The organism is Sporosarcina sp. Marseille-Q4063 (genome assembly GCF_018309085.1).
Classification (GTDB): domain Bacteria; phylum Bacillota; class Bacilli; order Bacillales_A; family Planococcaceae; genus Sporosarcina.
The window spans coordinates 230,540-244,335 of the sequence record NZ_CP070502.1 but is presented as its reverse complement, the minus strand read 5'-3'; the positions used below and the strand labels follow the sequence as shown (position 1 = coordinate 244,335).

General features: G+C 37.3%; 16 protein-coding genes. 6 read left to right on the top strand and 10 right to left on the bottom strand.

From position 1 onward, the window contains the following. Positions 1 to 66: 66 nt before the first annotated feature. A complete protein-coding gene (locus JSQ81_RS01265) occupies positions 67 to 309 on the top strand; it encodes a DUF2626 family protein (protein WP_172369253.1) in 243 nt (80 codons plus the stop codon). Between the two features lie 61 nt (positions 310 to 370). Here the strand turns inward: JSQ81_RS01265 and JSQ81_RS01260 are convergent, their stop codons facing one another. Beyond that, entirely contained in the window at positions 371 to 1,009 is a 639-nt protein-coding gene (locus JSQ81_RS01260) for an MBL fold metallo-hydrolase (protein WP_212605947.1), read from the bottom strand. Between the two features lie 163 nt (positions 1,010 to 1,172). On the opposite strand from JSQ81_RS01260, the gene JSQ81_RS01255 reads away from it, so the two are divergent. Continuing rightward, on the top strand, positions 1,173 to 1,349 hold the full coding sequence (locus JSQ81_RS01255; protein ID WP_172369255.1) for a DUF2759 domain-containing protein: 177 nt from the start codon (positions 1,173 to 1,175) through the stop codon (positions 1,347 to 1,349). A gap of 63 nt (positions 1,350 to 1,412) precedes the next feature. Here the strand turns inward: JSQ81_RS01255 and JSQ81_RS01250 are convergent, their stop codons facing one another. The 9 genes from JSQ81_RS01250 to JSQ81_RS01210 all read right to left on the bottom strand — a co-directional run bounded on the left by JSQ81_RS01250 (position 1,413) and on the right by JSQ81_RS01210 (position 10,866). Further along, entirely contained in the window at positions 1,413 to 2,492 is a 1,080-nt protein-coding gene (locus JSQ81_RS01250; RefSeq protein ID WP_212605946.1) for a YqgU-like beta propeller domain-containing protein, read from the bottom strand. Between the two features lie 63 nt (positions 2,493 to 2,555). Next, a complete protein-coding gene (locus tag JSQ81_RS01245) occupies positions 2,556 to 4,457 on the bottom strand; it encodes an LTA synthase family protein (RefSeq protein ID WP_212605945.1) in 1,902 nt (633 codons plus the stop codon). Positions 4,458 to 4,609: 152 nt separating this feature from the next. Further along, entirely contained in the window at positions 4,610 to 4,795 is a 186-nt protein-coding gene (locus JSQ81_RS01240) for a YqgQ family protein (protein ID WP_212605944.1), read from the bottom strand. Further along, a complete protein-coding gene (locus JSQ81_RS01235) occupies positions 4,792 to 5,373 on the bottom strand; it encodes a 5-formyltetrahydrofolate cyclo-ligase (protein WP_212605943.1) in 582 nt (193 codons plus the stop codon). The genes JSQ81_RS01240 and JSQ81_RS01235 overlap by 4 nt, the downstream gene beginning before the upstream one ends. A 59-nt stretch (positions 5,374 to 5,432) precedes the next feature. Further along, the gene (rpmG, locus tag JSQ81_RS01230) at positions 5,433 to 5,582 is read right to left on the bottom strand and encodes a 50S ribosomal protein L33 (RefSeq protein ID WP_075528000.1); all 150 of its coding nucleotides are present in this window, start codon (positions 5,580 to 5,582) and stop codon (positions 5,433 to 5,435) included. 107 nt (positions 5,583 to 5,689) lie between these two features. Next, positions 5,690 to 7,894, bottom strand: coding sequence for a peptidoglycan D,D-transpeptidase FtsI family protein (locus JSQ81_RS01225; protein ID WP_371812493.1), 2,205 nt, complete (start codon positions 7,892 to 7,894; stop codon positions 5,690 to 5,692). A gap of 111 nt (positions 7,895 to 8,005) precedes the next feature. Next, positions 8,006 to 8,608, bottom strand: a complete 603-nt coding sequence (locus JSQ81_RS01220) for a superoxide dismutase (protein ID WP_212605941.1) — start codon at positions 8,606 to 8,608, stop codon at positions 8,006 to 8,008. A 115-nt stretch (positions 8,609 to 8,723) separates the two neighbouring features. Then, positions 8,724 to 9,206, bottom strand: coding sequence for a DUF456 domain-containing protein (locus tag JSQ81_RS01215; protein WP_212605940.1), 483 nt, complete (start codon positions 9,204 to 9,206; stop codon positions 8,724 to 8,726). A gap of 28 nt (positions 9,207 to 9,234) precedes the next feature. Then, entirely contained in the window at positions 9,235 to 10,866 is a 1,632-nt protein-coding gene (locus tag JSQ81_RS01210) for a Na/Pi cotransporter family protein (protein WP_212605939.1), read from the bottom strand. A gap of 199 nt (positions 10,867 to 11,065) precedes the next feature. Here JSQ81_RS01210 and JSQ81_RS01205 point away from each other — a divergent pair, with 199 nt between their 5' ends. The 4 genes from JSQ81_RS01205 (at position 11,066) to JSQ81_RS01190 (ending at position 13,752) form a co-directional block, all read left to right on the top strand. After that, entirely contained in the window at positions 11,066 to 11,566 is a 501-nt protein-coding gene (locus JSQ81_RS01205; RefSeq protein WP_212605938.1) for a DUF1189 family protein, read from the top strand. A 58-nt stretch (positions 11,567 to 11,624) separates the two neighbouring features. Beyond that, positions 11,625 to 11,951 carry a hypothetical protein gene (locus JSQ81_RS01200; RefSeq protein ID WP_212605937.1) on the top strand — a complete coding sequence of 109 codons (327 nt, stop codon included), beginning with the start codon at positions 11,625 to 11,627 and terminating at the stop codon, positions 11,949 to 11,951. A 92-nt stretch (positions 11,952 to 12,043) separates the two neighbouring features. Then, positions 12,044 to 13,168 carry a flavodoxin-dependent (E)-4-hydroxy-3-methylbut-2-enyl-diphosphate synthase gene (ispG, locus tag JSQ81_RS01195; protein ID WP_305849474.1) on the top strand — a complete coding sequence of 375 codons (1,125 nt, stop codon included), beginning with the start codon at positions 12,044 to 12,046 and terminating at the stop codon, positions 13,166 to 13,168. Next, positions 13,165 to 13,752: a hypothetical protein gene (locus tag JSQ81_RS01190; protein ID WP_212605936.1), complete on the top strand. Its 588-nt coding sequence runs from the start codon at positions 13,165 to 13,167 to the stop codon at positions 13,750 to 13,752. Before ispG ends, JSQ81_RS01190 begins: the two co-directional genes overlap by 4 nt. Positions 13,753 to 13,796 lie beyond the last annotated feature (44 nt).

Sequence of the window (13,796 nt, the reverse complement as noted above, 5' to 3'; positions counted from 1 at the left end):
TATAGAGTTGTTATCCTTTATAATAAATAGGAGCTTATTGTAATGTAATTAAGGAGGGACACACACATGGATAACATGTTCAAGTTAATGGGCTGGTGGACAGGCATATTTGCAGTTCTGTTTTTCGCAGGCGATATGTATCCTGCTTCACTTCTATTTGTGGCTAGCACCATTTTCTTCCTGCTTTTAGGGTATTTAAATTTAACAGAGCGTATGTATATGTACATGTTTGCCAGTTATTTAATGGTATTCATGGTAGGCTTCAGCTATTACGCAACGTTTATACACGTACCAGGTGGCGGACACTAATTAATTCTTACAAAAAAACAGCCTTTATCGGCTGTTTTTTTGTTTAATCAATTTACCTCAATTAAAATCCATTTAAAAATGGATTCATGTCCATTTCATGACGCGGCGTTGTAGGAGAACCGTGTCCCGGATAAATAACATAATCGTCTCCAAGCGTTAACAGCTTATTGTGGATTGATGAGAGAAGGATCTCCGTATTCCCTCCAGGTAAATCAGTTCGTCCCACACCTTGGTTGAACAGGGTATCACCGACAATCGCAAAGCGGTCCTCTGAGAAGACATATGTCACACTTCCTACCGAGTGGCCCGGCGTATGGAGCACTTCAAATGTAAAGGGACCGATATTTTTAATTCCTTCATCTGTAAGCAGAAAATCCGCTTCTTTATTTTTCACCAATGGAAGCCCTGGGTACCGGGTCGATCCGTTCATGTTTGGATCTGTAAGCGTGTCTTGTTCAAATTCATGAATATAAACAGGTATGTCAAATTCATCACGGACTTCATCAACCGCTCCGATATGATCAAAATGCCCATGCGTTAAAAGTATTGCCACTGGATTAAGTTCATGTTTTTTAATTTCATTTATAATACGCGATCCTTCTTCACCTGGATCGATTAGTAAACAATTTTTCATTTCGTCTTGAACTATATAGCAGTTTGTTTGAATTGGACCTAATGGATATGTAGATACTTTATACAATGTATTCTCCTCCTTATATTCTAGTCTAAGCAAATTAAAAATCGAATACAAATAATTGTCATTAATATCACTCGACAAAATAAGCTGTTCAGCTTACAATAGAAGATGAGTATTGCTATATCGGCATTCATTTTTTTCAATGTTGAAGGGAGTGTCTTCTTACATGAATTTATTGATGGTTATTTTTGGCCTCGTTGGTATTTTTGCAGCGATTGGAACAGTTCAAGCAATCAAAGAAAGAAACGTTTTAAGTGTTCTGTTCAACTTCGGAGCTTTTGTAGTTTTCGGCGGTTTTACAATTGCTACAATCGTTACACAAGGGTACCCACCTGCACTGTAAAAAATAAAAAGCATCCACATTCGTGTTTTAATACGAATTGGATGCTTTTTTTATTTCATAAAATCAGTCATGGTTCAACAGCAACCAAGTGAATTCCTCTTGTTCCACAATATCAATAAGTTTCTCGCTAGAATTTCCCGTCAAACATTTTTCCCCATCGGGTGAACATTTTAAAGAAGTTAAGTTACTATCATTACTGAGAATAACTTGTTCACCTGCTTCCAACTTCACAAGCATAAACGGTTCGCTCAAATTATCAAGTTCGCCTCCGCCCTTTGTCGCTAATGTAATAATCGTTTCATTATCAATCCACGATAAATCGGGGAAAACCCATTCAGAATAATTACTAACCGCGGGCAGCGTCCATTTGTTTAGGATGCTCCCCTCTTGATCGATAATTTCATATTCAGCTTTTCCGTTTACAATTTGTACGATTAACAAGGAATTTTTATAAGTGTCGAAATGAACTATATCATCGTAAGGCAAAGGTTCAATTATTTCTGAAGCCCAATCATACAGATGAAGCGAACCTCCATCCAATGGATGTTCTGGGATATGTACGGTTAGTATTTGTGAACCCAACCATTTCGGAAATGGATCTTCAAGTTCTAGCGTTTTAAGTTCTTCTCGACCATTAAATAAGAACACGTCATATGTCCAGTCTTGGTAAAATGCGGTCAGCAGAATTAAATTTGGGTCTAAATCATTCCATTCTATCGCAAGTTCTGAGGAAGCAATTGAAATTTCGTCAAGCACGATACCTTCCAAGGAAATCATTTTTACGTTTGCCGATGTTGAATTAGTAGATGTGTGTAATAAAATCATTTCTTTATTGGGATGTATAATTGCATCTACAATTATCATCGACTCTTTGAATAACGTATAAATTTCACCCGTATTGACATTAAATGTTTTTAAATTATAGTCGCTATCTTCTTTTTCAACAAAAACAATTTCAGAATCATTTAACCAACCGGCTACAAAATGGAATTTAGAGGATTCTGCTTCTAAAGTTTTAAAATCATCTAATTCAACTTCTACTTCTTCAGGTGGATATTCTTTTTTCTCTGTCGGATTACTCGTATTTTCACAACTAACTAGTAAAAGAATGGCCATACCAAAGACTAGTGCAATTCTCTTCAACGCTTCCCCCCCTTTCTGATAAAAAAATTCTGCACGGAGGTTACCGTGCAGAGTAAATGTCAGTTACTTTATCTGAATTTCGTTAGGTTTCATATAATCCATTTCTTCTTCTTTAAACCTGAGTAAATCTCCATTAATAATCATGTCGGAGTAATCCAACTCAGTTGTTGTCCGTTCTGAATAAGGTTCACATGCTAGGCCATCGACTTCTTCGCCTGTATTCGTGTCATAACAAACATCATTTGTATACACATATTTATCCGTTACAAATCGGCCATCTCTGAACACGACAAACTCTTCATGATCCGGTGAAAATATATCGGCACCTAGTTGCATATCACCTTTGGTATCAATCCCCATTAAATGAAGCAATGTAGGTCTTAAATCTAATTGACCGGCAACATCTTCAATAACTTCACCTTTTTCAGAACCAGGAATATGAATGAAAAGTGGAACTTTCTGTAGTTTGACATTATCAAAAGGCGTGATTTCTTTGTCCAAATACATTCCCATTGCCTTATTATGATTTTCAGAAATTCCGTAATGATCACCGTACATTACGATAATTGAATTATCGTATAACCCTTTTTCTTTTAAATCGTCAAAAAGGACTTTTATTGCTTCATCCATATACCGTACAGATTGAAAATAATTATTTAATGTACGGGAGTTAGAATCATATTTCGGAATTAACATGTCTTCCTCATCTAATACGAATGGATAATGGTTCGTTAATGTAATGAGTCTTGAATAAAAAGGCTGCGGCATATCAGTCATTAAATCTACCGACTGCTCAACGAAAGGTATATCTTTCATACCCCAGTTGACAGCATCTCCTTCATTTATCGTGTAACTATTAACATCATAAAACTTTTGTATATCAAGCGCGTTATACATAATATCGCGGTTCCAAAAACTTGCGTTATTCGCATGCATTACATTAGTAAAATAACCATTCTCTCCAAGACTTTTGGATAGTGAATTATACGTATTCCCACTATGCGTGAAAAATACAGCACTTCCATTCCGCGGATAAAGCGAGTTCTCAAGTAAAAACTCTGAATCGGAAGTTTTCCCTAACCCTGTTTGATGATAAAAGTCGGAAAAATAAAATGTGTCGGGATCTTTTGTTAGTTCATTTAAAAATGGCGTGATTACATGACCATCCATTTCCTCGTTTATAACAAAAGATTGGAGCGATTCTAATGAGACCGCAATAATATTCCTATCCTTCGCAATTCCAAACATTTCTGGATTTGGCGCTGCATAATTCGCATTGCTATAGTTTTCCACTTCAACTAATTCACTACCGTCAGCTAAAGCTCTTTGGGCATGTGATTTAGATTGAATAAAAACATCATAAATATGGTAGTTGTACGTCCCAATGTTTTTAACAAGAAGTTCCCGATCGAATGTCCGTGTTAAAAGTTGCGGTCTTTGCGTTTCCGCGAGACCTAAATTCAACATCATTATTGTTGCTGCCATAATAAAATAAAGCTTGCGGGCGACTTTGCCGTTTTGAGCCGATGTTTCCCCTGCTTTTGGTAGCATACGAATTGCCAAGAAGACCAAGAGGACATCAGTGAAGAAAAAGATATCCGTTATATTCATATTGGTCGTAATCGACGAAGATAAATCATTAAAGTTACTCGTTTGAAACAATAACGGCAAAGTAATAAAATCATTAAAAAATCTATAGAAGACAGCATTTGAAAACATCACAATCGATGTTAACAAACTAATTGTGAAAATATATATATTTCTCCGTTTCGTACTCTTAATGAATAGCGCGATTCCATAAACAAATAATAAAAAGCTAAGTGGATTCATCAATAGGATGAATTCCTGCATCATATTATCAATTTTCATATTAAAGCTCGCTTTATAGCCAATATATGTGGTAATCCATGTCGCGACTATTGCAATGATGAGTACGGAATGTTTGGGCCATTTAAAGTTTTTCATTCCTGTATCTTCCTTTCAATATTAGTACTCTAAGAATATGTTAATAATCAGTTGTGTTGTGAATGCACTCTCTAATAGACGTATACAATGATCAAAAGTTTCATGTATAGCCAAGAAAGGGTCTAAAGTTCGCCTCTTATAGGGCCTTAGCCTCACCTTGCTGACTCAGTTCTTAATAGTAGTACAGCTTTCAAATATTCATCTTGTTGAAGCAAACCGCTGTCATAAAGATCTTTGACTTCCGACATCATTAAATCGATATCATCTTTCCGATTTCCAGTATAAACATAAATACCAAACCTCTTCAGTAAATGAATGATACTGAGAAGATTTTTCATTGGCTATTCTCACCTTTCCCGCAAAAAATTATGCCGTTTTCGGTGAAGATCTTTTGCACTGGAATATCATGTTCTTCAAACGGTATCATTTGGCCAGTTTGTTTTTCAAATGCCAAAGAAACCGCATCACCTTTAAAATCCATCAAATATCTATCATAATAACCGCCGCCGAACCCAATCCGATATCCATTATTGGCATAGACAACGCCTGGTACAATTTGTAAATCTATTTTATCCTTTTCCACGGATTTCGTTTCTGCAATAATCGGTTCTTGTAAATCTAAATAGACCGTTTCCAAATTATCATAGGAATTAATCGTTCTGAAATCCATTTCTCTGGTTTTATTTTCACATTTGGGTACTGCGATTTTTTTCCCCAGCTTCCAAGCGGCTTCGATAATCGGCCTGGTGTCAACTTCCGGAAATCTAGAAATAGTTATTCCGATAACTGAAGCGTTAAGAAATTCCGGGGAATTTAAGAGGTTCTTTTTAATAGCTAGAGACCTTTGTTTATACATTTGTATTTTCATTGATTTTAATTGTTTTATCATTTCATTTCGAAAAATACTCTTTTTCATAGTAATACCCCCATTTCAAATGAAAAAACCAAAACCAATGACGGTTTTGGCCTGAGCGATTATTTCGTTTCACGGTGCAAAGTTTGTTTTCTTTCACGTGAGCAGTATTTTTTCATTTCGAGACGTTCCGGATTGTTACGTCTATTTTTCTTTGAAATATAATTGCGCTCACCGCATTCTGTGCAAGCAAGTGTAATGTTTACGCGCATATTTGTCCCTCCCACTCATCAGACTATAAAAATAAATATGAGCATGATTTATACGACTTATTAATTATAACACGAACCGTCTAAATGTCCAGTAATAAAAACAATCGTTATTCATCTATTACTTCATCATCGTCTTCTTCTAGTACATCATCTTTATTAAATGGTTTCTTTATTTTAAAAACATCATCAGACTCTGCGTTTTTCTCTCTCTTTTCCTTCAACTCGAAATATTTCATCACGGCTGCCTCAACAATCTCATTTTGAGCTGCTGGATATCTCCCTGGGTTGGTTGATACGTTTGGAATGACAACGGCGTAGGCAACTTCCGGATTGTCAAAAGGCGCATAGCCAACATGCGATAAGTTAATAGTATATGGGTAATATATATACTTTGTAGGGTCATTGGGATTGGGTACACTTGCATCCGCCTGCGCTGTACCAGTCTTTCCGGCAGCTTTAAAATCTGCGCCATCGAAAAGTGTTCTTGCCGTCCCACGTGGACCATAATACGTGTAGTACATACCTTTTTGGATTCTGTCAATCTCTTCATCTGTATTTTTAATACGATTCAATACTTTGACGGGGTTTTCTTCCGCAACCCGTCCGAATATTTCACCGTCCGGGGAAGGTTCACGAACTTCTTTCAATACCTTTGGAGCTACTCGATACCCGTCATTTGCAATTGTCGAAACATATTGCGCAAGTTGAAGCGGCGTATATGTAGCAAACTGACCGATGGCGTAGTCTAATATATCACTCGTATTTGCCTTGGATGAATATCCGCTTACCTCCCCGGGAAGATCTACACCAGTGAGGCTCCCTAGACCAAATGATTCAAATGAATTTTTCATGATATCAAAAGTTGAACTTTTCAGCGATAATGACTTACCTCTTTGATACGTTCCATCCCCAATTCCAATTGCGGTTTTCCACATATAAACGTTTGAAGATCGACCAATCGCTTCAATATCATTTACCGGAATTCGATTGTATGATCGGTTAAAAACTGAACTCTTCGGATCATCATTTGCAATCTTTATCATTTCATCTATCTTGTATTCACCGATTCGAGCTCCGCCTTCTTGATAACCAGTTAACAGTGTTGCCATTTTCACGGTTGAACCTGCCGCATAAGCGCCGGCAAATGTACCGAAAGAGTAATCATTTATTTCATATTTCCCTGTATCTCTGTTTCTTGCAACACGCTTTCCAACCAGTGATAGAATCTCTCCAGTTTTCGGATTCATCATCACTAGAAAAGCTTCATTTAATGCTTGCGAGTTTGGACCCTTTTTCAATTCTAACAACTTATCTGAGACAATGTCCTCTAGCGCATCGTTTAATTCGCTATCAATCGTTAATATTAAATCTTTACCAGGTATTCCTTCCTGGATTGTCTTCGTTTCTACTACTTTTCCAGTACGATCTTTGACATTTTTCACGATCGTTTTTTGCCCTTGAAGAAGTTCTTCATAATATTCTTCAATGAAACTTTTTCCGACACGATCATTTCTTGAATAATCGCGTGCTAAATAATAAGCAAGATGCTGACTTGGAATTCCCTGATCAGGCGTAGTTGTAGTTCCTAAAATTGTATTGTATGACTTTCTGACCCGTACCCAGTCCGTAGTTGTATTCACACCCGGAAGTTCGCTCAGTCGCTCGGAAACAGTTGCAAACTCCTCATCTGTGACATCTCCGCTTTTAATGATTTGTGGTGAAAAAGCATAACCTGACATCATCTCTCGATAGATAGCTAAAACTTCAAGTTCGTGTTTGCTAAATGAGTCTAATTCTTCTTTCGTCACACGTTCACGGGTTAATCTGTTAATTTCTCTTTGAACTTCAGATGAATCGCCTTTAAGTTTATCAATCTCTTTTTGAGTGACTTTTTTTGCCGCTGCATCTCTGTTATTTAGAATCCAAAAGTCGCGTTTGTCTCCAGTGGTTGTTCGATTTGTGTTTTGGTCAATTAATAGAGCCAATTTTTCTGCGATATCTAGCATTTCCTGTGTAGTTGTCGAGGATGTTTTTGTATAAGTAATTGCGTTTTTCGGTTCATTGTCAACAAGTATACGTCCATTCCGATCGAAAATTCTGCCACGGGGAACACTCGTATTTACAGAAACTTCTTCCTTCCTTTCCAAAGCCATCACATAGTCTTCACTTTTCACAATTTGTAAGTAACCAAGTCGAAGAATAAGGACTGAAAAGAGAATAAATATCGAAAAGAATAGGAGGTTCATTCGAAAAGCGATGTGTTTTCGTTGTCTTACCTTAGGTTGTTCAGCTCTTCTAACCCTCTTAGTCAAAAAAATCCCTCCTTTCTTCATTACTATTGAATTATAACATTTAAAAAAGAAAAAGCACATACCTTGACGAACAAGGTACGTGCTTTGTTCCTTATTTACAAAAGATTATTCTTACTTACCGTAACGTTTTGCAACTTCGTCCCAATTAACAACATTCCAAAATGCTGAAATGTAGTCTGGACGACGGTTTTGATAGTTTAGATAGTATGCATGCTCCCAAACATCAAGTCCTAGAAGTGGTGTTTTACCTTCCATGATTGGTGAGTCTTGGTTAGGAGTCGACATGATTTCTAGTTCGCCGTCAGCTAATACAAGCCAAGCCCATCCTGATCCGAAGCGAGTAGCTCCCGCATTTGCAAATTGCTCTTTAAACGCGTCGAAGCTGCCGAACTTAGCGTCGATTGCTGATTTAAGTTCTCCAGTTGGTTCGCCGCCACCATCTGCAGATAGAAGCTCCCAGAATAAGGCGTGATTCGCATGTCCTCCGCCATTATTACGGACAGCTGTTCTTTTGTCTTCAGGTACAGCATCCAAATTCGCGATTAAGTCTTCGATTGATTTGTTTAGTAATTCTTCGTTTCCTTCAAGTGCATTGTTTAAGTTCGTAACATATGCATTATGATGTTTCGTGTGATGAATATTCATCGTCTCTTTGTCAATATGTGGTTCTAGTGCATCATATGCATAAGGTAGTTCTGGTAGTTTATAAGCCATTTTTTCCATTCCTCCTCAGATAATTACGTAAGTTTGCTACATAATTAACAATAGCAAAAATGAGATTAACGTTCAAATAAAATGGACTATTTGCTAATTCGTTCCTTCAAGTGAACTATTTGACAAAGATGATAAATATTACAATCATGATGATCATCAAAAATCCTTTTGTGATTACGGAGGTCAAAAACCCGATTAGAGAACCGAAACCTGTTCTTAATGCTTGTTTAAATCCCGATTTGGAAACAATTAATTCTGAAATGACCGCACCTAAAAACGGTCCGAGCAATATTCCAAACACGGGAATAACAAAAGGGCCAATAAGAAGTCCGATCGTACTTCCCCACATCCCCGCTTTAGAACCTCCGAATTTCTTCACACCAACGAGATTTGATAACGTATCGGCACCGAATAAAAGGATGATGAATAGAATCTGAATCATCCAAAAAAACCAGTTCATTCCATCGAATGAAACGATTAATCCATAGAGAAGAAACCCTCCGAGTATAAATAATGCGGAGGGGATAATTGGATAAACAAGCCCAAGAAAAGCTACGACAAAAAACAGAATCGCTATAATCCAACCAATTATCTCCATATGAATTCTTCCTTTTTAAATTACTGTATTATCCTCGTTTGCCGAGTATAGCTTCTGCAATATTTACTGCATGGTCACCAATTCGTTCCAAGTTTGAAACGATATCGACGAACACCATACCAGCTTGTGCGGAACAACTTCTTTCGTTCAAGCGTAAGATGTGATTTTTTCTGAATTTACGTTCCATTTTATCGATTAAATCTTCTTTCTGAGTGACTGTTCTTGCTAAATCCATATCGTTCAAATCAAGCGATTGAACAGCTTTCTGAACAGTTTCAATTGTTAAGGTGAACATCTCGGATAAATCATTTATTGCATCATCTGACAAGGTCACTCTGTTTACATCCCGATAATCAATTAATTCAATGATGTTTTCAAAATGATCCCCGATACGTTCAATGTCTCTCACAGTTTCCATTAATGTAACGTGATGAGCTGATTCGTCAGGAGAGATATTAACCGATGAAATCTGAATTAAATAATTTGTAATTTCCCGGTCAAGGTTATTAATGGCATCTTCAATCTGATAACCTGTTTCAGCATGTTTCTTTTCACCAGTTTTTAAATAATCATACGTAACTGATAATCCTTGAACACTAAAATCACCCATACGAATAACTTCTTCTTTAGCTTGACCAATCGCAACAGCTGGCGATTGTTGGATGAAATGATAATCTAAATGTTTTGGGCGATACTCTATTGTTACATCTTCGCCTGGAATTAGTTTTGTCACTAACCACGCCCACGCACCTATTAGCGGAAACTGTATGATTGTATTAGCTACGTTGAAAGAACCATGTGCAAATGCTATTTGCATTTTACTTTCAAGTGCTAGTACTGATGTTATCCACTCAACATATGCGGTAAATGGGACGAGTAATATAATGAAAATAACAGAACCGATTACATTGAAGAGTACATGTGTCGCGGCTGCTCTTCTTGCAGCTACAGATGCACCGATCGAAGCCAACACGGCCGTAATCGTTGTTCCAATATTATCCCCGAATAGGATTGGCAACGCTGCTTTTAAATCGACTAGGTTTTCAGCGTATAAACCCTGCAAAATCCCGACAGTCGCACTTGAGCTTTGTACAATCAAAGTGAAAATTGTTCCGACAACTACGCCAAGTATGGAATTATCACTCATCGAAAGTGTTAAATCAGTAAATGCTTGAAGTTCCCGTAGAGGCTTCATACCACCGCTCATTAGCTCGAGTCCTAGGAAAAGACCCCCGAACCCAAAAACGACTTCTCCCAAATTTTTAATTTGATTCTTTTTGACGAAAAATATTAGGAATGCTCCAACTGCCATAATTGGAAGCGCATAAGCACCTACATCTAATCCAATAATGAATGCTGTTACGGTTGTCCCGATATTTGCACCCATAATAACGCCAATTGCTTGTCTTAAAGTCATAAAACCGGCACTAACGAGTCCTACGGTAATTACAGTTGTTCCGGAACTAGATTGTATTAAGACAGTAACAATAATTCCAACAAGAACGCCCATAAATGGATTCGTCGTAAATCGATCTAAAATATCCCGAAGCCTGTTTCCGGCTGCTTTTTGGAGGCCATCCCCCATGTACTTTATCGCAAATAAGAAAATTCCAAGTCCACCAAGAAACTGGAATATCATTTCTTGCCAGTTCAATTCCATTAAATAGTCATCCCCAATCATTCAATATAAACAATTCACCTTATTATGCTTGCCAAGTTCCTTTAATGTAAATAGAAAACATGAAAATTTACATTACCTTTACAATTGATGTCGAAAATGTCATCAATCTGTCGAAATTACATATAGTCCATTTATTATTGAGTAATGATAGAATACAATAGAGTTAGGAGGCGGAATCATGAAATTTCATCAATTATTCATTGCAGGTATTTACGAACCGAAGAAACTAGCCGCATTTAGACTTCTTCCAATCGGAAGAGTTTTTAAATACGTATTCATGTTCATTTTCTTATTCACCATTATTTCATTTGGCCGTTTTTACTTGAATGATGAATTATTATTAGAGCAAAATCCGGATTTAATAGAACATGGTGCAAAAATTGGCTGGCTGATTTATCCGATGGCACTGCTTTTACAGCTAGTCATTAGTACATTTTATGTTTTTATCAGAATTACCATTTTTGCATACATAGGTTCTTTATTTTTAAAACTTAGAAGAAAGCGCGGTAACTATCTGCAAATCTGGAGAACTTCCGCAATCGCAATGACTGTACCTATGCTATTGACGATCGGATTTGATTTTTTCCCTGGAATTGCATCGAATGGATTTTTAATATCTTCAATCGTTCACTTGCTTTATATTTTATCTGCTATTAAGTATTACCCTATTCAACAATAATAAAAACCGATGAATAATTCCTTCTTTCCCGCATACATTGGCGAAAGGGGGAATTTTAATGAGAATACTACTAATCGCAGCTATAATTTTCACTCTAATCCACTTTATTCGCATCGACCTCGTTGAAGGGACAATCCCTACTAAAACATTTGTTGATGAACCAAAAAAGTGTGAAGATGAAACTTATTCAATTACTGTAACGTCAATTGATAACGATACCATCCAATCACTATTTGCACTTTACCCTGATCATGAAACAACCCTGCTTGATAGATTGACTAAATTTTATTCATTAAACCCGCATTTACAAAAACAAGAAATTGTCGGTGGAGAAAAAATAAAGCTTCCTATGTCTAGCATCCAAGCAACTAATTGCGTAGAATAAGCAATATAAGGCATTCTCTTGCCTTTTCTCTACATAGATTGATAAAATATAAACAATAGACTGTCTTTAACAAACTAAGGAGTGAACAATTAATGAGTGAAATTATTCACCGATCTAAAACACGTCCAGTGCGAGTCGGTAATTTAACGATTGGCGGAAGTGATGAACTATTTATACAAAGCATGACAACAACTAAAACCCACGATGTAGATGCTACAGTTGAAGAAATTCTGCGACTTGAAGAAGCTGGCGTGCAAATCATTAGAGTCGCATGTCCAGATGAACGCGCAGCGCTTTCCATTGGAGCTATCAAAAAGCGAATTAATGTGCCGCTCGTCGTTGATATCCATTTCGATTACAAACTAGCTTTAATTGCAATTGAACAAGGCGCGGATAAAATCCGGATTAATCCAGGCAATATCGGCAGACAAGCAAAAGTCGAAGCAGTTGTTAATGCTGCTAAAGCGAAAGGTATTCCAATTCGAATTGGCGTTAATGCCGGATCACTGGAAAGAAAAATCCTTGAAAAGTACGGCTATCCAACTGCTGATGGAATGGTTGAAAGTGCCCTGCATCATATTAAAATATTAGAAGATCTCGATTTTCATGATATTATCGTTTCACTTAAAGCATCCGATGTGAATCTTGCAGTGGAAGCTTATATGAAAGCTGCAGCCGCATTCGATTACCCGCTTCACCTAGGGATCACCGAATCCGGAACTCAATTTGCTGGAACCGTAAAAAGCTCTGCAGGCCTCGGAACACTCCTTTCAGCTGGAATCGGAAACACGCTTCGTGTATCGCTTAGCGCGGATCCAGTTGAAGAAGTTAAAGTCGGTCGTGAATTATTAAAGGTGTTCGGTCTCTCTTCCGATGCAGCGACACTTATCTCTTGTCCTACATGCGGACGAATTGAAATCGACCTAATCTCAATTGCAAATGAAGTCGAAGAATATATTTCAAACATAAAAGCACCGCTTAAAGTGGCGGTTCTTGGTTGCGCGGTAAACGGTCCAGGAGAAGCTAGAGAAGCGGATATCGGTATAGCGGGAGCACGCGGTGAAGGCCTTTTATTCATGAAAGGAAAAACCGTTCGAAAAGTCCCTGAGGAAACAATGGTTGAAGAATTAAAAGTCGAAATCGACAAACTTGCGGAAGAATACTTCGAAAAGAAACGTCAAGAAGAATTATTACTTGAAGCGGAAGGCGCTAAATGAGAAATTATCGGTTTGGAATCGATATCGACGGAACTGTAACTTGCCCTACTGCCCTCTTACCGCATATCAATAAGCAATATCAAGTTGAGCTCGTACTTGATGACATTAAAGAATATGATTTAACAAAAGCTTTTTCTGTAGATCCGAAGCAATTTTATGAGTGGTATAAAACTGCAGAAGCAATGATTTATGACACTTCCCCACCGCAGGAATTTGCAAAGGAAATTTTGGAAAGTTGGTTGCCGCAATATGAATTATTTTATATTTCGGCACGTGGTGAAAACGTACTTGATACTACAACTGATTGGTTCAAACGCGAAGAGATTCCGTACGATCATATCGAGTTAATCGGAAGTCATTATAAAATTGAGGCTGCAAAAAAACATAATGTACATGCTTTTTTCGAGGATAAACATGACAATGCTGTTGATATCAGTGAAGAACTCGATATCCCAGTTATTCTGTTCGACACGCCTTACAATAGAAAACCAATTCCCGAAAGTGTAATTCGTGTTTATGACTGGCAAGAAGCCAATAAATGGATCCAAAGATTATTTCCAATAGAAACAGCCGTAACGAAATAAACGGTGTGCGACTCAAAATATTGAGTTGCACACCGTTTTTTCTT